At 33.6% G+C, this 19,892-nt stretch carries 12 protein-coding genes; 7 read left to right on the forward strand and 5 right to left on the reverse strand.

Translation table 11 applies throughout. The features are described from left to right. Nucleotides 1-298: 298 nt before the first annotated feature. Together EA412_14145 and fsa are read right to left on the reverse strand one after the other, a co-directional pair. On the reverse strand, nucleotides 299-1,231 hold the full coding sequence (locus EA412_14145) for a response regulator (GenBank protein TVR76162.1): 933 nt from the start codon (nucleotides 1,229-1,231) through the stop codon (nucleotides 299-301). Between the two features lie 113 nt (nucleotides 1,232-1,344). Further along, nucleotides 1,345-2,004 (reverse strand): fructose-6-phosphate aldolase, encoded by a 660-nt coding sequence (gene fsa, locus EA412_14150; GenBank protein ID TVR76163.1) that lies wholly within the window; start codon nucleotides 2,002-2,004, stop codon nucleotides 1,345-1,347. Nucleotides 2,005-2,256: 252 nt separating this feature from the next. Between fsa and EA412_14155 the strand changes: the two genes are divergently transcribed. The 5 genes from EA412_14155 to EA412_14175 all read left to right on the forward strand — a co-directional run bounded on the left by EA412_14155 (nucleotide 2,257) and on the right by EA412_14175 (nucleotide 8,747). Continuing rightward, complete coding sequence (locus EA412_14155; protein ID TVR76164.1) at nucleotides 2,257-3,888, forward strand: acyl-CoA carboxylase subunit beta; 1,632 nt, start codon at nucleotides 2,257-2,259, stop codon at nucleotides 3,886-3,888. A 98-nt stretch (nucleotides 3,889-3,986) separates the two neighbouring features. After that, nucleotides 3,987-4,907, forward strand: a complete 921-nt coding sequence (locus EA412_14160) for a hypothetical protein (protein TVR76165.1) — start codon at nucleotides 3,987-3,989, stop codon at nucleotides 4,905-4,907. A 287-nt stretch (nucleotides 4,908-5,194) separates the two neighbouring features. Beyond that, nucleotides 5,195-6,247 carry an FAD-binding oxidoreductase gene (locus EA412_14165; GenBank protein ID TVR76166.1) on the forward strand — a complete coding sequence of 351 codons (1,053 nt, stop codon included), beginning with the start codon at nucleotides 5,195-5,197 and terminating at the stop codon, nucleotides 6,245-6,247. Between the two features lie 78 nt (nucleotides 6,248-6,325). Further along, complete coding sequence (locus EA412_14170; GenBank protein ID TVR76167.1) at nucleotides 6,326-7,255, forward strand: universal stress protein; 930 nt, start codon at nucleotides 6,326-6,328, stop codon at nucleotides 7,253-7,255. A gap of 13 nt (nucleotides 7,256-7,268) precedes the next feature. After that, the gene (locus EA412_14175) at nucleotides 7,269-8,747 is read left to right on the forward strand and encodes an SLC13/DASS family transporter (protein TVR76168.1); all 1,479 of its coding nucleotides are present in this window, start codon (nucleotides 7,269-7,271) and stop codon (nucleotides 8,745-8,747) included. Here EA412_14175 and EA412_14180 read toward each other — a convergent pair. Continuing rightward, entirely contained in the window at nucleotides 8,739-11,204 is a 2,466-nt protein-coding gene (locus EA412_14180; GenBank protein TVR76169.1) for a T9SS C-terminal target domain-containing protein, read from the reverse strand. The genes EA412_14175 and EA412_14180 overlap by 9 nt on opposite strands. Then, on the reverse strand, nucleotides 11,201-15,097 hold the full coding sequence (locus tag EA412_14185) for a T9SS C-terminal target domain-containing protein (GenBank protein ID TVR76170.1): 3,897 nt from the start codon (nucleotides 15,095-15,097) through the stop codon (nucleotides 11,201-11,203). The genes EA412_14180 and EA412_14185 overlap by 4 nt, the downstream gene beginning before the upstream one ends. 173 nt (nucleotides 15,098-15,270) lie before the next feature. Here EA412_14185 and EA412_14190 point away from each other — a divergent pair, with 173 nt between their 5' ends. Both EA412_14190 and EA412_14195 read left to right on the forward strand, forming a co-directional pair. Then, nucleotides 15,271-15,747: a DUF4168 domain-containing protein gene (locus EA412_14190; protein TVR76171.1), complete on the forward strand. Its 477-nt coding sequence runs from the start codon at nucleotides 15,271-15,273 to the stop codon at nucleotides 15,745-15,747. Between the two features lie 130 nt (nucleotides 15,748-15,877). Continuing rightward, nucleotides 15,878-17,509: an ATP-binding cassette domain-containing protein gene (locus EA412_14195; GenBank protein TVR76172.1), complete on the forward strand. Its 1,632-nt coding sequence runs from the start codon at nucleotides 15,878-15,880 to the stop codon at nucleotides 17,507-17,509. A gap of 84 nt (nucleotides 17,510-17,593) precedes the next feature. On the opposite strand, the gene EA412_14200 is transcribed toward EA412_14195, so the two are convergent. Next, nucleotides 17,594-19,873 carry a T9SS C-terminal target domain-containing protein gene (locus EA412_14200; protein ID TVR76173.1) on the reverse strand — a complete coding sequence of 760 codons (2,280 nt, stop codon included), beginning with the start codon at nucleotides 19,871-19,873 and terminating at the stop codon, nucleotides 17,594-17,596. Nucleotides 19,874-19,892 lie beyond the last annotated feature (19 nt).

The following is a 19,892-nucleotide window of genomic DNA, read 5'->3' on the forward strand; positions in this document are numbered from 1 at the left end:
GCATTGAGGTCTGCAGATAGGTTAAAAATTAAAATAAACAAACATAAAGCAAGTCCATATTTTAACCTGTTGAATAAAAAAAGAAATTTATGTGATTTGATTTTTGATGTAGAAAAGCTAATGTAAAAATTTCCCATAGTTTTTTTTACAAAATAGCTTCATTTTATGGGCAAAGTCCAGTTTTACATATTATCTATTTATTACTTTAATGTAAACAATTAAATGTTATGTAGGTGTAAACCAAAAAAAAGGATAAGTTTCCTTATCCTTTTTTATCAGTCTATATGAAAGTTAAAACTTAACTGGCTTTCAGAAATGTCTCTTTTTTGGATAAAGCGGCATTTGTATCTTTTATATCAAACTTAACGATAACTTCAGAACCATTTCCTAAATATCTTATATCCAAAAATGAATTTACAATTGCGATTCCTCTTCCGTGATTGTCAAATATCCTATTCTCATCAAAAAACAGATATTTTTCAAAGTTAAAACCATCTCCCTGGTCTTTGATGGTGACATGCAGTTGATCACTGCCTTTATTAAACTTCAGCTCGACATGTTTATCTCTGTTTTCAGGCAATTGACTTCTTCTTTCTATTTCGCTATACAGTCTCTCCTCATCAATAAGCATCGTTTTTTCATCATAAGAAATATTCAAATTTCCATGCTCAATCCCATTCATGATTAACTCAGAAACAGTCATGGTTTCATTAGGATTTTTGGATGCATCAGCCAGCCAGGAAGTAACTAAAGGAACTTCACTCACCTTTTTTATGCTTATTATCCCACTTTCATATTCTATAAAAGGGTTTGGTTGATTTTTACTTTCTTTTACATAAAGGTCTTTATACTTAAAATCATTTAATGCCGAGCGCACCAATGACATTAAAACACTCTTTTTAAAGGGTTTCGTTAAGTAATAGTATGCTCCTGCGCTAATACCATTTCTTATGTTTTCTTTATCTTTATTAGAGGTAAGTAAAATTACCGGTACGTGTCTGAATTTCTTTTGCTTTTTAATCCATTTTAAAATACTTATACCATCTCTACCGGGCATTTCATAATCTAAAATGATAGCTGAAACTTCATTTGTACTGACGTTTAAGTTCTCTATGGCTTCATCACCGGTTAAAAAGCATTCTATTTTGTAAGTATCGTTCTTAAGTGCATTTTTAACCAAAGTATGATAAATTGGATCATCGTCAACAGCATATATGTAGTACTCATTCATTAGGAAGTTTTTAATAATCAATCTTCCTTTTTTACGTACCCGGAGAATATAAGTTTGAAAAAGCTTGAAAAATATTTTTTAAAATCTAAATGAATGTTTGTAATATTGGCCTGTTAGCCGTTAAGCTTTTTGTGATCTTCTAAAAATTTGGCCAGGCCAATATCTGTTAAAGGATGATTTAAAAGTCCTAAAATTGCATTTAAGGGAGACGTAATAACATCAGCGCCCGCTTCAGCGCATTTAACAATATGTAGAGGATTTCTTATAGAAGCAGCTAAAATTTCGGTTTCAAAACCCTGCATTGAATAGATATGAGATATTTGCTCAATCAATCTTATTCCATCCCAACTTATATCATCCACCCTACCAATAAAAGGAGATAAATAAGTTGCTCCGGCTTTAGCAGCCAAAATTGCCTGACCGGCAGAAAAAACTAAAGTGCAATTTGTTTTAATTCCATTATCGGTAAAATGCCTTATAGCTTTAATACCATCTTTAATCATGGGAACCTTTACGACTATATTCGGGTGTAAATCGGCCAGGGCCTCCCCTTCTTTTACAATTTCTTTAAAATCAGTTGCAATCACTTCGGCACTTATATCACCATCACCAACCAATTCACAAATTTTAATATAGTGATTATAAATATCTTTTTGTCCGCTAATTCCTTCTTTACTCATTAAGGAAGGGTTAGTAGTCACACCATCAAGTATACCCAGTTCATGAGCTTCTTTAATTTGTTCCAGATTTGCAGTATCTATAAAAAACTTCATTTTGTTTGATTTTAGCTTAAATTAAAAATGGCAAGTTTGAATATCGCACCGCTACGACCGCCTACCCTTGCTTCCTTTCAGACCTGGGGGATTCAGCGGGAGCTGGTCGTACCAAACTTGCCGACGCAAAGATAAATAAACTTCTTATTGTTAAACAAGTTTTTCCATTCAAATACTTTATTTCATTCAGGCAAAATATCACTTCAAAATTTTTACTTTTGCAGATTAATATATTTCATAAACCTACTAAGCATGCAAAACATAGAATTTAATAAAAATGAGGATTACAATAAATTACTTTTTTCACAGGTAAAAAAACATTTGGATAAAATCTTTCTGGGGGGTGGCAAGAAGAATATAGAGAAACAGCACAAGAAGGGAAAGATGACTGCCAGAGAAAGAATTGATTACCTTATTGATAAAAATACTTCTTTATTAGAAATTGGAGCATTTGCCGGTTTTGAAATGTATGAAGAGTATGGAGGATGCCCGGGCGGTGGAGTAGTAACCGGCATTGGACGTGTAAAAGGTCGGTTGTGTATGATTATTGCTAATGATGCTACAGTAAAAGCCGGAGCCTGGTTTCCAATAACGGGAAAGAAAAACCTTAGAGCTCAGGAAATAGCAATGGAGAATAAATTGCCGGTCATCTATTTAGTGGATAGTGCAGGAGTTTTTCTGCCTATGCAGGATGAAATTTTTCCGGATAAGGAACATTTTGGACGAATGTTCAGAAATAATGCCATGATGTCATCTGAAGGGATTCCACAAATAGCAGCTATCATGGGCAGTTGTGTCGCGGGTGGGGCATATTTACCAATTATGTCAGATGAAGCGCTGATAGTTGAAAATACGGGTTCTATTTTTTTAGCCGGACCTTATCTTGTAAAAGCAGCTATTGGTGAAAATACAGATGGAGAAACCTTAGGCGGAGCATCAACTCACTCTGAAATTTCAGGGGTTACAGATTATAAAATGCCGGATGATAAGACTTGCTTAGAAACCATCAGGGATTTAATAGATAAATTGGGTGAAAGACCAAAAGCAGGTTTTAGCCGGGAAAAGTCATTACCTCCTAAGCACGATACTAAAGAAATCTATGGAATCTTTCCGGAGAAAAATGCGAAGCAATATGACACTATTGATATTATAAAGCGAATAGTTGATGAATCAAAATTCATAGAATACAAAAAAGGATACGGAAAGTCAATTGTTTGCGGTTATGCCCGAATTGACGGCTGGTCCGTAGGAATCGTTGCCAATCAGCGAAAAATTGTTAAAAATGCTAAAGGGGAAATGCAATTTGGTGGTGTAATTTATTCAGATTCAGCTGATAAGTCAGCCCGGTTTATAATGAATTGCAATCAAAAGAAAATTCCTTTGGTTTTCTTGCAAGACGTAACCGGCTTTATGGTTGGGACAAAAAGCGAACATGGTGGCATTATTAAGGATGGCGCTAAAATGGTTAATGCCGTTTCAAATAGTGTGGTGCCTAAAATTACCTTAATTATCGGAAATTCATATGGAGCAGGTAATTATGCAATGTGTGGAAAAGCTTACGATCCGCGATTTATCTTTGCCTGGCCTTCTGCAAAAATAGCTGTAATGGGTGGCGAGCAGGCAGCTAAAACACTTTTGCAAATCCAGGTGAGTTCCTTAAAAGCAAAAAATGAAATTATAACTGCTGAAGATGAAAAAGCTTTATTGGAAAAGATTACCAATAGATATAATACACAAACTACCCCTTATTATGCTGCCTCCAGATTGTGGGTAGATGATATAATAGATCCGGCGGCAAGTAGAAAAATCATTTCAACATGTATAGAAGCAGCCAATAATGCCCCTATCGAGAGAAAGTTTAATTCAGGTGTTATGCAAACTTAATAGAAACGCATATAACAGTTTTTAAAAAACATCGTTTAGCTTATTATTAAAGTTATTCTTTTATGCGCTTAGTTCTATTGATAAATTTTTTATGTTGCTTGTTTGTAGTAAATACAAGTGGATCTTTATTTGCACAGCAAAGTCAAATCCGCATTGATTCAAATGATTTGAAATTGATGTATGAATTTGAAGACAGTCTTGAAAAAATTGCGCTGAAAGTTCAGCGTGCCGAAAAAGAAGGAGATCGACTTAAGGCAAGCCATAATTTTATTCCTCATTTAGTTAAAGCGCTAAGAACTCCCTATTCTTTTGATTATTCTTTTAGTAATTTAAATAATATATCTGTTTTAAATGCACCGGACAACCGTTTTCGGATTTTTACATGGAAAGTATTATTTGATGATTTGACATCCAGATATTTTGGTTCTGTTCAGTTTAATACCGAGGACGGAAACCTAATGTTGATTCCTTTAGTTGATTTTAGAGATTCATTGGAAAATCACACTCAGGAAATTTTATCCAATCTGCAATGGCATGGAGCTGTATATTATAATATAAAACATGTCCAGGCAAATGGAAAGGACTATTATACCTTGTTTGGATTTGTCGGTAAAGACTATATGAGTCAAATGAAGTTGATGGAAATAATGCATTTTGATGAAAACACACAGGAAATAGTTTTTGGGGCTCCGATTATTCAATCTAAACAAGACAAAGAGCAAACTTTAAATCGTTTTTTTATTGAGTATACACGAGATGCGACAGCTACTTTAAACTTCAATAGAGAAATGAATATGGTAATATTTGACCACCTTATTCCTCCGAATCCGAATAATAAAGGTCTTTATTTTACATATATTCCAGATGGTTCTTACGAAGGATATAAATTGAAAGATAATATGTGGAAATATGTAGAAGATGCTTTCCCTGAATTAGCTGAGGACGTTTTTGAAAATCCCCCTATACCTCAACCCCAGTTTAAAAATAGGAAAAAGAGAGATATGCCGGATTTTAGATGATTCGTACATTCATCTTTTATTTAAGTATAAATAAGATAATTTCTTAGCTTTACTTATGATTCTATACCTTTAAAAACCTACATGCTCACATCCATTTATAAACGAATTCTAAATCTGTTCATTTTATTCGATTGATTTTGACAAAACTTTTATATCGAATATATCATTTAACTAATGTTGTAATCAACTATAAATTATTTAGATTATTTACTACAAAATGATTTTTTCAGTGCAAAAAATTAAAAGTGGCTCAAATTGAGAAAATGTTAACTATTAAAAAAAACTAAATGTCTGATTTTAAGCTGTTAATTATTGGAGGTGGACTTTCAGCTATAAATGCTTATCAGCTATCACTACGGTACAATATTAGGCCTTTAATTATAGATGATAATGTTATTTCTGCCTCACATGTTGCAGCCGGAATGCTAAACCCTCTTACGGGTAGAAATCTCAGTAAAACATGGTTGTGTGACAATGTTTTTCCATTCGCACATTCGTATTATAAGTCTTGTGAAAACTTCTACGGAAATAAATTCCTTTACTCTCTACCTATCTACCATCTTTTCAGAGATGAAGCTGAAGAGAATGATATATACGCCAAATCAGCAGACCCAAATTATCGGCATTTGATAAGTACTGATTCTGAATTAAGAAACTCCCTTCCAGCTTATTTGAAAGAAAATTCAAAAGGAGCCTTTTTTCGTCAAGGTGGATTCATAGATATAAATAATTTACTGAATCAGGCAAAACAACATGCAAAAAACAATTGTAATTACCTGAATGAAAGCTTTAACTGGAATGATCTTAAATTACTTAATGGTAAAGTTGAGTACAAGGGCAAAGACTACAATGCTATTTTAGACTGTACGGGAATAAAAGTCTCTGATAATCCTTATTTTTCTAAATTGCCGGTAATGTCTAATAAAGGAGAAATTTTAGGGCTAAAGGGCAAACTGTCCGGACATTCTGATTATTTATATCACAAAAAGATATTTATTTTTAAGCACCCTGATGGACTGCTTCGTGTTGGATCAACATATAGCAATACAGATAAAAGTACACAAAATACTCAGGCAGCAGTTGACTTTTTAATAGAAAAAGCAAATGCCATTATGCCGGATAATTACATTATTTCAAAGCACTGGAATGGCTTCAGGCCAACTACACCGGATCGTAGACCTATTGTTGGACAACATCCGAAACACAAAAATCTTTTTATCTTAAATGGGATGGGAAGTAAAGGTGCTACGCTGTCTCCTTTTTTTGCTTTTCAGCTAATTAGAGATATGCTCTATAAGTCTCCTGTTAATGAGTTGGTTAAGCCAAATAGGTTTTTTTAAAAAAATTACATAGAAATTACTTTTATAATTAGCTGAGAAAAAATATTCGCTTATTTTTGAGTTCTTAAAAATAAATCAATGTCAAATTTTTACAGAAGAATAATGGTTGCTTTGGATAATACTGTAATGGATGAAAGGATATTAAAATATGCCTCATTCCTTGCAGAAACTATCAGACCTGAAGTTGTATACTTTATACATGCAATAGATTTTGATGAATTCCCGAAGAAATTTCGTGAAGAGTTTCCGGAATTACAAAAACCCGCGGATGAAGTTTTGAAACAACAACTAAAAGACAAAGCATCTAAGTTTTTTAAAACTCCCGAAAATGTAGATGTTAAGTTTGAAGTAAGAGAGGGAAAACCTTTAGAAGTAATTGATAAGTGGTCAGAGGCAAAAAATGTTGATTTGCTTGTAGTTGGCCATAAACAGGAAAAAGGAGGCTCAGGTATAACATCTCAGCATTTAACCCGAAAAATAAAATGTTGTGTATTATTTGTCCCTGATAATGAAATGCTATACCAGCTTAAGGTAATACAAATCCCTTCGGATTTTTCAGAATTCTCTAAGTTATCCGTAAAAAAAGGAATTGAAATTGCCTTAAAATCAAAAGATAAGTGTTCAATAGCTATTCAGCATATCTATTCAGTGCCGGATCAATATTATAAAACCGGTAAAAGTTATGAAGAATTTCGTCAACTTATGGAAGAAAATGCAAAAGTTGATTACAAAAAGTTTTTACAAGACATTGATACTAAAGGCATAGAGATAACTTCTTCATTTCGGGATGAAAAAGGGCATCATGAAGTTCAAATAATATACAATCTGGCCAAGTATCTACAGGCTGATTTAATAATCATAGGCGCAAAAGGAAAATCAGGTACAGCCTCTTTTTTATTAGGTAATATTACAGAGTCACTCATGAAAAAATATATTGAAATGCCTCTTTTAGTAGTTAAAGATAAAAGTAGGAAATTTGGACTGATGGACTTGTTGAAGAGTATTTAAAATTAGCCATTCAATGTATTTTAAATTAGTTATAAAATCTTTAATATACTTATTTAAAATCATTGCAGGACCTCTAATTGGTCTTTTATCTATTTTACTATTTCCTCTTGATGCTGATGATATGCAATTGAATTATATGCTTGGCATAATAATCTGGATGGCATCATGGTGGATTTTTCAAACAGTTCCTTTAGGAATTACAGCTTTAATGCCGGTTTTTTTATTCCCTATGACAGGGATTATGTCTACAGATGATGTTGCGGGACAGTATCTCAACCAGGTTATTTTTTTATTTATAGGGGGCTGTTTAGTAGCATTTACAATCGAAAGATGGGGTTTGCATCAAAGAATGGCATTAGTACTCATAAACAACATAGGATATTCCAAAAAGAAGATTTTAGCAGGTTTTATGTTATCATCTTTTATACTTTCAATGTGGATATCTAACAGTGCAACTGCCATTATGCTTCTAGCGCCTGCATTGGCTCTAATAAGCCAAATGGATGGAATGCTTGACATAAAAAAGGCTAATATCTTTGCTTCCGGTCTATTGTTAGCAATAGCTTATTCTGCATCAATTGGCGGGGCATCTACATTGGTTGGCACGCCTCCTAATTTAATATTTGCAGCCTTATATGCAGAAAATTTCCCGGAATTAAAAAGTATAGGTTTCGCCGATTGGTTTATATTAGTTTTTCCTGTCAGCCTATTGTTTTTAATTATTATGTTTTTTTATTTTAACAAGGTGATTAATATTAATTTAGATATAGATGGAAATATTTTTAAAAAACAATTAAAATCTTTAGGTAAAACAAGTTTTGAAGAAAAAATAATACTGCTACTTTTTTTTATACTTGTAATTCTTTGGTTTAGTCGTGCAGGTCTGAACTTAGGAAGTATAGAAATCCCCGGCTGGTCAGAGTTTTTACCCTTTGGCGATTTAATACTAGATAGTACTGTTGCAGTATTTATTGCAGCCTTATTATTTTTAATCCCATCTAAAAATAAAAAAGGTGAAAAATTAGCTACTAAAGAAGAATTAAAAAAGTTACCAATCGATGTTATTTTTCTTTTTGGAGGTGGCTTTGCATTAGCAAAGGGTTTTCAGGAAAGTGGTTTGGCAAACTATTTAGCTGAACAATTTATTTTTTTAGAATATCTACCTATTATTTTAATCGTCTTAGTAATCTGTATATTTATGGTTATTATAACTGAATTTAGTTCTAATACTGCTTCAACTCAATTAATATTACCGGTATTAATCGTATTATCTGCTAATATGAATATACCACCTCACCTCTTGATGCTACCTGCAACGATCGCAGCTTCTTTTGCATTTATGTTGCCAGTTGCAACTCCACCTAATACAATTATTTTTGGAAGTGAAAGAGTCACTGTTTCTGCTATGTTAAAAAAAGGATTCTGGATGAATATAACAGGGGTTTGTTTAATTGTAATTGCTAATTATACAATCTGGAAATGGTTAATTTGATTGGTATACTACTAGTTTGGATGTATATTTTTTCCCTTTTATAAAAAACTCCACCAAATAAATTCCACCGGTAAAAGTATCTGTGTATATTAAACTCTGGTATTCAATATCATTATCAAACAATTTCCTGCCATAAATATCATAGATAATTACTCTTGACTTTGTGTCATTTTGAGGAAAGTCTATATTAAAAGGTAAGCCTCTGCGAATGGGATTGGGATACAACACTATATCACTATTTGATTGAAAATCATTTTGAGATAAGTATAAAATTTCAATATCAACAGTATCGGAACAATTATTAGCATCAAAAACTGTTAATAAATATTGACCGTTATCCAGATTTTCAATTGGAAAACTTTCAACAAGCAAATCATCTAAATATATTGTATATGGTGGAACACCGCCATTTACAAGTACATTTATTCCACCTTTTGAGTTTGTGTATTCATGATTTGTCAACATTTGTATATCAATATATTGAGGACTGTTTATATAAACCGAATCAACAATTTCGCAACTTTCATGACCAATAAATGTAAAAGCATAAACCCCTGTTTCCAAATTATCAAGGATTAAACCAGTATCGCCTGTTTGCCACAATAAATTGTAATCTAAACTAAAAGTGTTGTTAAAATTAATAGTCACAACTCCATCACTGTTCCCATGACAACTTACATCTGTTTTTATTATATCTAATTCAGGCATTTCCAGTAGATATACTTCAACTGTATCACTTCGCACAAGTACATCAAACTCATTATAAGCGTCAACCCAAAATATTCCTTCATCAGTAATAGTTTTATATCTGCTTTGGTGTCCCGTATTCCATTCATGGTTTTTAAAATTACCGCCATCCAATTCAATGCTGTCTCCGGGGCATAGCAAAATGAACCCCTCATCTGAAAGTGAGATTATCTCTGTTTCTCCTTCAATAAAAAAATAATGGGTATCAACACTCAGGTTATAATATACATCCGTGTGCCCACTGGGATATAATACAGTTATTGAATCAACGGAATTGTATTGTTCCATTCCAAATATATGATGCTGAGAACTTTGACTTACGTAATTTTCACCTAAAAGTGTATAATGAGAATACATATTCCCGTCTACATATATTCTTATCCATGAACCAATTGCCATTCTGTTTGACACGGTTCCCTGAAGAGAAATTTTAATGTAATGATTATCGGAATCAGCTGAGTTTTCCCATAAGTTTGCATTGTAAGGAGCTCTGTTATGGACCACAAGATCATAAAATCCATTATTATTGATGTCACCTTTTGCTACTCCATAACTTCTTTGTGGAGTAATACCCGGAAATACACTATCTGTTCTTAAATAAAATGTGTCTGCCTGTATATTTTCATAAAAATAATTGGTTACCGGTTGCTTATTTTCATTTATAAAAGAAGTACATACAAACAAGTCCTGAAAGGTATTATTATTATAATCTATCCAAACCGCACCCCATGACCATTTGTCTATATTAACACCATATTGAGAAGCCGATTCAGTAAAAGTTTCATCTCCATTATTTACCAACAACATACCCTCTTTCCCATTCGGGCCGGTATTTGTCATGTAAATATCTAAAAAGCCATTATTGTTAAAGTCGCCTACGGTTGTTGTCATTGGATCCTGAGACATTAATAAGGTTCCGGAGCTGAGTGTTACATCAGTGAATGTGCCATCTCCATTATTTTTATATAGACTATTTCCTGAAACTGCCCGATCATTAATAACATATAAGTCAGGCCATCCATTGTTATTGTAATCAAGCCAGACACCCTGAAAAGAAGGCTTTACCCCATCTCCAACACCAGCTTGAAAAGTGACATTTGTGAATGTACCATCACCGTTATTGCGATATAACTGATTGTTTTTATCTAAAAGATGATCCGGATATGCCCATTCATACTTTGCTATATAGATATCGAGAAACCCGTTTTTATTATAATCAGCAAAAGAAACTCCGTAAGAATCACTCATTGAATAACCCAAGCCTGCTTGTTGCGAGATATCAGTAAAATTAAAATTCCCATCATTTTTATATAATCTGTATGGAGCACCTCTGGTTATTACAAACAAATCCATATGTCCGTTATTGTCAATATCTACCCATATAACCTGCTTAACATTACCGCTTCCGTATAAAAAGGAAGGTAATCTTGTAAATGTACCTCCATTATTTGCATAAAACAATATGGAATCATCTTCCATTACAAAGGTTAGATCATCCCATCCATTATTGGTAAAGTCAAAAAAACTGACACCCCCACCCCATTGATCTACATTTTGATATTGTACATTAATTCCATATTGAGATGCAACATCTGTAAAAGTTTGTGCTTTTGCAAAAGAAAATATACTTGTCACAAAAAACACTATTACTAAAGAGTTTCTAAAAATTCTCTGTATAAAGTTTAGTTTTTTAATGTTGATAACTATCATAAAATTAAAACTTTAATTGTTTTATGTTTCTCACCGGTATTCAATTTGAAAAAATATAACCCTGGGCTGACATCACTAAAAGTGTACGTTGTATTTAAAAATTCGGTATACTCATTTTTAAAAAGCAACTGACCTTTAGCGTCATACATTTTAACTATCATATAGTTAAGCAATACATCTGATTGAATATGAAGCGATTCATGTATACTTAAAGGATTAGGAAAAAGTTTCAAGTCAAGTGATTTATTAATTTCATAAACTGAAGTAGCTTTTATATCCGCACTAAAAAAATTATTGTAATCCGGCCAATTTGCCTCATTTCCGGCTATATCTGTACCTCCATTAATTATAAGACTTATATCAGGAGCATAAAAATCTTTATTAGCTACTTGATAAGCAGCTCTGTAGGTTTGTGCATTTAACCAGTATGATTCAGAATTATTAAATAATAAAATGCTGTTATTTAACACTCCGTCTACTATAAATTTAATTTCAGGCTCTGTATTGGTATCCATATCTTCATCAAATATTGCCATTATATAAACCATTTCATATGGACTTAGAATAGAATAAGTACTGGAGGTTAAATGTAACACCTGAGGAACCCGGGTGTCCAAATGAACAATATTACCTTTCCCAAAAGGCAGCAGATTATTACCGGCAACATCTTCAGCAAAATTGACATTTATATTTAAATCATATACCTCAATTTGTTGATCGTGAACAATAAAAACAGCCTTAAATATTGAATCCGTATCCCACTCGCTTTCGAAAATATTGTATTGAACTGAGCCTGAAACATCATAAATATCGTGACTTAACTGTACTACCGGCTTTTGATTTAAATTCATTTTTTCAGAAAAAACCAACAGAATCTCAAAGCCATAAGGACCAAAATGCAGACTGGAAATGTATTCAAATTCAGGAACTATTTGAGCTATATCCGGACGTTTCGTGTCTATATTTAATAATGAATAAAGTGTATCTAGCAAAAGACTGTTGCCGCCTGAATCTTTGAAATTGCTTAAAATCACATCAGTATCAAAAGATTCATACGGGTAGTTCAATAAATTGTAGGTTATAAAAATAGTTGAATCATTCATCCATTGTGATTGATTATTGTTTTTTTGTAAAATATTGGTTGTCAATCCATAATCAGAAAAAATTAAATCAGGTACAAATGTAGTTTCCATGGGTTTGTCAAACTCAAATTGAAATTGTATAGTTCCACTTCCTATATCACTAATATTAAACAGGTCTTTATTAATAACACTTTCTGTCAACTGAGGCTTTCGGGTATCTATTGAAAATATACCTGAAGTATCAAATGGCAACATCATGTTCCCGGCAAAATCTACCATATCTGTTAGCTCAATAAAAATTGAATCTATTGTTTCATTATTATCTACTATAGAATATGTGGAAACAAATATACTGTCATTTAGCCAATAAGAATTTGCTGCTGCAAGTGTTTGGCTTAAATCCGGGTAAAAGCTTACTGATGGAAAGACTGATGTATCAGCTTTTGCAGAAAACTGTAAATATAATTCTAAAATACTGTCTGCAACTGTTTCACTTATCAATTCATAATTTGACTGTATGGAAGTAATATAAGGTACCTTAGTGTTAATAATAAAGGGATTATAGTCTATATAAGGATTTTGTGTAATTCCGTCTAAATTTAAAGCATTTTTAATTTGCAAATAAATATTCGGAAAAACAGTATCAACTGCTAACAACTCAAATTGAAGTTGATAAACTGAACTTGATGTCCAAACTGAATCAATTAAAGTAATTGAATTATTAAGAGGGTTCATGCCGATAAATCCACATATTGGATTTGTAGAAGTATCCATACTTTGATTAAAAATTATGTCAACATAAAACTGAAGTCCGGTATCTGTAGCGTTTAAAAAGCTTTTACTGCTATTAACAGATGTAACAAATGGTCTTGTTGCATTTACAATTTCATTAGAATGATTAAAAGCATTTATCCCTACTTCTCTACCGATAAACCGGCCCGGAATATCGTCAATAGGCGGATGTATGCCACCCCAAATCCTTGAGAAACTACACTGATCAGAAGCGTCTCTGTAAGTTGCCCATTGAAGAATAATATCGGTGCTGGGACCTTGCTCAAACTCAAGATAATTATTTTGTGGAGCAACAAAGTTGCTGATTCCTCCGGGAAAATATTCGCTGCCTGTCATTAAAGTCATTAGTTCTGCTGCAGCTCTTGAAAAAGTTGAATGTCCTGACACATAACCTGCAAATGGAGGTGTAACAAATGAAGGTCGTTGATAGGGCCACCAGTTTTCAGCCAATATCCAACCCACTCCGGCTACGTCAGTTTCCGGATCTTGTATATAGTCCGGTCCTCTCCAGGTGTAAAGTTTAATTTTTCCGACATGTTCATTATTTTGTCCGGCTAAAGTATCTCCGATTTCGACAACCTCAACATAACCGGGTATTATTGGCATACCTGCCGGATGGTAATTACTTAATGTGCTGTCGGATGATTGTCCTCTATCGGCCATATAACGAATAGCTGATACCGGTCTAACATAATCGTAATAGCCTTTAATACTCCACGCAGCTATAGCCGCGTCATGCAATGCTCCGCCAAGCGACAAGAATGCTTTGACATCATATTCCAAAAAACCAAGTGTATCACCCATTCCCATCCACTTTCTTTCATACAAAGGATGTTCTGAAACCGTAAGAAATATTTCAAACCAATGGCCGGGTGGTGTTTCAGAATCTAAACCATCAGCCCAGAACTCAGCTAATATTCTGGCATAATCACCTCTTGGAACAATCTGAGGATCGTAAGGCAAACCGGTTACCGGATTTATAGAATGACCGGGACTTGAATCCCCTCCATCAAAAAAATTATAGAAATTTAAGTAATCACTTTCAGTCTGAGGTAATGAATCTAAAGGCATATTTCCAATAGAAGCAGGAGAAATATCCCACATTACACTATCTGCCGGGTCTAAATGTGATTGCCAAACAGAAACTAATACAAAGTTCCACTTATAAAAATCTTCAATCCCACTATGTATTGAAGTATCCAGCAATGCAGGAAATCCCGGATCATAGTATACATGAAATGTATCACTTCCTTTAATAAAAGTAGATTTGACAGAATCATGCATTGCAAATGTATTTACATTCCCCCATTCAGGTGATAAATGAGGAGGGTCTTCAGGCAATGGATTACCTGCCTGGTCAACGGCATTAGATAAGCTTATACCCTGCCATACATTAGGATCAAGCATATTAGGGTTGCCGGGTAATTCCGGCTCTATATAGTCGTGTAAAGTGATGTAATATTGATTCTCATAATTATTTGCTTCATTTGATCCGTCTTGTAAGCCATAGGCTAAAATTTGTTGAGCTATATAGTTCCCAAGTGCAGCCGGACCATCATTGATATAATCAACTGAAGTAAAATTGATATCATAGTCATAATGATTCATCAAACTGTCAATATTCGAATAAATAGTAAAAACTCCTGGGGAAAATTGAAACCTATGTTTGATTATCCGGTAACAACTATAAGAAATCGCTTTATGAATTGCCGAATTTTTGTCCTCAGGAATGACAATTCCTTCAAATGGAGAAAAAAATCCATTTACTTCTTTACCGAGAAAATATGTATTACTATAATTATTATATACTGCCCAGGCATCGTACATAGCTGCTGATGTATGGTATAAATTCCTGGCATGAACAGTTGGTCTTGCAAAATCATTTCTAATAGATTCCAACAAAATTTCTACCCATTCTCTTGCTATAGTTTCGTTTGCTTTATTTTCTTTGAAACTTAATAAGTTAATTATGAAAAAGATAAAAATAAAAATAGTCTTTTTATAGTTTATATATTTCATGTATAATTCCTTTTTTAACAATTATTATTATATGCTTTTAGTGCAATGTTAAGCGTAAATATAAGAATTTAGTATTGCTTTATCCACTTTTATTTAAAACTTTTCATAAAAAAAACAATAATACCCTCTCACCTCGTTGTAATACTATAACTTAAAACAAATTTTATAACATTATGAATTTATTGAAGACAACAATTTTCACCTTTATGACAGTGGTATTCCTAAGTTTCACAGCAGTGGCTCAGATGCAACCCGATTTTCAACAACAACAGCAGCAACCGAATGTAGAAGTTACTGACAATGAGTTAGTGAAGTTTGCTGAAACTATGGAAGACATTCAGGAAGTGCAAAATAGCGCACAACAGGAAATGGTGAGTGTGATTCAGGAAAATGGATTAGATGTTCAGACATTTAATGAAATCTATACTCAGACTCAGGGAAATCCGAATGCTCAGGTTGATGATGTACCCGCTGAAACTATGGAAAACTTTAACACAGCTACTCAGCAAGTAGTAAGAATACAGGAAAGTGCTGATGAGCGAATGGTTGAAGCCATAGAGTCTAATGGAATGAACGTAGAACGTTATCAGGAAATTTTCATGGCAGTACAACAAAGCCCTGAACTACAAGAAAGATTACAATCAATGTAATACTTGAAATTTTCTTAAAACAAGAGCCATCTGTTAATTCAGATGGCTTTTTTTATGGGATTTATTCAACAGGTGAATACAAACATAATAATGAAGAAATCACTATCTTTGCATTTCGAAAAAATAAAACATGATTACAGTAAATAGTTTATCGCTACAATTTGGCAAAAGAGTACTTTTTGATGAAGTAAATATAAAGTTTACCAAAGGAAATTGCTATGGAGTTATTGGTGCTAATGGTGCCGGCAAATCTACCTTTCTGAAAATTCTATCCGGAGAAATTGAGTCTACCAAAGGGAAAATTGATATGGAACCCGGAAGTAGAATGGCTGTTTTAAAGCAGAACCATTATGAATTTGACGAATTTGAGGTTTTACAGGTTGTTCTGATGGGCCATAAAAAGCTCTGGCAGAATATGCAGGAAAAAGAAAGCTTATATGCTAAAACACCTTTTACCGATGAAGATGGATTGAAAGTTGGAGAACTCGAAGCTGAATTTGCAGAAATGGACGGCTGGAATGCGGATAGTGATGCAGCTGCATTGCTTAGTAATTTAGGTTTACCGGAAAGTCTGCATTATACTAAAATGAAAGAGCTTGCCGGAAATCAAAAAGTAAGAGTTTTATTGGCTCAGGCGCTTTTCGGCGATCCGGATATCCTTCTACTCGATGAGCCTACCAATGACTTGGATGTGGATACAATTAAATGGTTGGAAAACTTTTTAGCGGATTTTAAAAATACAGTTATAGTTGTTTCTCACGACAGGCATTTTCTTGATATGGTTTGTACGCATATAGTAGATATTGATTTTGGTAAAATAACTCCTTATACCGGTAATTTCAGTTTTTGGTATGAAAGTAGTCAGTTAGCAGCAAAACAACGTTCCGATAAAAACAAGAAAACAGAAGATAAACGAAAAGAACTGATAGAATTCATTCAGCGATTTAGTGCAAATGCTTCTAAGTCTAAACAAGCTACAAGTAGAAAGAAAGCTCTGGAAAAGCTCAATATAGATGAAATTAAACCCTCTAACAGAAAGTATCCCGGTGTAATTTTCTCACAAGAGCGGGAAGCCGGAAATGATATTCTTGAAATCAAACAGCTTAAAGCAATAGGAAATGACGGAAAACCGCTTTTTACTGATTTAAACTTAACCGTTAATAAAGGAGATAAAATTGCTGTTATTTCACGCGATAGTAATGCTATTAATGCTTTTTATGAAATTCTAAATGGTGACAGAAAAGCTGATGCGGGAGATTTTAAATGGGGCATTACAACTCAAATCGGTTATTTACCATTAGACAATTCTGAGTTTTTTAATGAGGAAATGAATTTGATAGAATGGTTAAGACAATATTCAGGAGAAAATAAAGATGAAACCTATATTCGTGGATTTTTAGGTAAAATGCTTTTTTCAGGTGAAGAGACCTTTAAAAAAGTTTCTGTGCTTTCCGGAGGTGAAAAAGTAAGATGTATGCTTTCCCGCTTAATGTTACAAAACGCCAATGTGATGATTCTAAATGAGCCGACTAACCACCTTGATATGGAGTCTATCATTTCTCTGAATGAAGGATTACAAAACTACAAAGGAACTTTACTATTCAGCTCTCATGATCATCAGTTAAACCAAACTGTAGCAAATCGGGTCGTTGAAATCACGCCTAATGGTTGTATTGACGCCCTAATGTCTTTTGATGAGTATTTAGAAAGTGATGCGATTAAAGAAAAGAAAGCGAATCTGTATGAAATTGCAGTAAGCTAAACGATAAGACTTTATTTTAAAAGGGTTGATTAAGTAATATTTCTCAACCCTTTTTTTATTTCTTCATATAAGCTAAATAGAAACTTACTGTATAACTATTTTTTCCTGAAACAACTGATTGTTGAATTGAATTTGAAGAAAGTAAACTCCGGGTAAAAGACCTTGAAAGTTTAGATGATCAGCTTCAGAGGAAGATGGGTTCTCTACTACCACCTCTGACAATAAAATACCACTTAGATTAAATAATCTGTAACTTTTGGGTTTAGTGCTATTCAAAAGCGTTTTAACATAAAAATCACCTGAAGAAGGATTCGGATAAACAGTAAATGGTGAACCAAAAAATTTCTGTATATCTTGCTTAAATTGAGCAGGCCTCAATAAGGCAAAACTTTCCAAATCACTTAAATACTTTTCCCACTCACTGATATTCAATGGAGAGTTCCAGCGATTAACTTGCTCGTGAATTTCAGGATAATACAATTCTCTGAAATGCTGAATTGCTTCTACTACTTTTTCAGGACTGAAAGTATTATCTGCATGATAGATCATACGGTTGTAAAAAGCAACTCTGAAATTATCGTTTTTTAACAAAAAATGCAGATTATAATAAGCCCAGCTTCTGTCTTGATTTTTTAAATTCTCAGGATTTAGAAAAAACTCAAGACTGTTTGACCGATATAGTCTCGGCAACATACAGGCGTCACAATCAAAAAACAACCATCTCCACTTGCCATCTTCTGTTCTCGGCCTCCAGTAAGCAATGTTGTTGTGAGGCCAGTCCCAATTAGCAAAAAATAACTGAATAATATGATAATCAATAAAATTATCAATCTCTACCAAATTCAAAATATGCTGATAATGTTCATCCTTTGACATATCATTATTCTCCAGATAATTTATCAGAGACTCGTAATTTGTAAAGCTTCCTTCTTTAACTTCGTGATGTCCTTCTAATAAATCTATATTATCAGGATCTATATTATGGTTATTCTCTAAATAATATCTGTCCTGACGTTCTTTTAAATTATGGATACCCCAATACTCACCATTAATAAAAACCACAACCGGAATAAAAGCCTGATAATCCAAATCGAGACCTCTGATAAGATGGTGAGTCAGTTCATCTCTGAATAAAGTTTGATCTCTTGGAGAAGACACAGATGCACTCAGAATTAATCGCTTAAAGTTTTGTAAATCCGGTTTATCCGGAAAGAACGGATAGTTGAAACGGCTTTCGCCATAAAAACTTCTGGCATAGAGTCTTAGTGATTTTTGAGGATTTTTCCTGGAGCCTGAACCATGAATTCTTACGCCTATATCTTGTGCAAGTGCAAGTTCTCCTGCATTATCAAAGTATTCCATATAAGCAGGTTTCTCCCAATGTTTTCCTCGTTTAGAAAAATTACCACTGTTTCGGTCACCATCAAAATGAACTCCCTGTATGTAAATCCCTTCATTATAATCAAAAAAATGGCGTTTATCCGTTGAAATAGAGATTACGGGAAAAGTATACCTGTCCTCAAGATCAGGGCTTATAATATATGTTCGGGTTTCTACCGGACTAACCGGCCTCCCGTTTTTAAATGCTGCTGTTTTTAAAACATTAATTTTATTGATACTCCCGGCCGGTTGTTTCCATTTATATCCGGTTGGTATAAGCGATAGAATAGTCGGGTCATTTTCCCTATTATCAAAAACCAGCGGTTGCTCATACTTAAACGAGTTTATGTCAGGTACAGAACCGTCAAGTGTATAAAAAATTTCAACCCCTTCCTGAGCAGATAAGTCAACTGTTATTGAGTCTCCATAAAAACCGGCCTCATGAGAAATATGAACATTGTAAGTTAAGGAATTTAATAAAGGAGTAAAATTGTTAGAAGCACCGGGAGAAGCGCCTTCAAAAAATAAAATTACGGAACCCCCGTCTGTTTTTCTTCCAAAAGAATGATCTCTTTGTAAGATTACCGGCGGAAATTCATCAATCAGATTATTTTCATTATCAGAAAATAAAAGTGGCTCCCCTTCTGAACTAATTTTGAAATTGGTATGCAAATATTGGCCGCTTTTTCTGTCTTTCCCTGATGCAAAAATAAGCAGAAACCCTCCCGGCTCTATTTCAACATCCGGAAAAATCCACCGTTGCGGTTCTGAAGATTTATCAGAGATTGAAAACCCTTTAAGGTTGACGGTTTCACTGCCTTTATTATAAAGTTCTATCCAATCTTCAAAATCTCCGTCTTCATCAGCTATGGTATTTCCGTTTGAAGACATCATCTCATTAATAACCACATCATGAGCTATTAACTGACTGAATGTCAGCAGAAAAAGAAATATAAAGAAAAATTTAGTTTTTAAAGATTTCAAAAGGATATTTTAAGTGATA

This window comes from Chitinophagaceae bacterium (assembly GCA_007695095.1).
GTDB lineage: Bacteria > Bacteroidota > Bacteroidia > Chitinophagales > REEL01 > REEL01.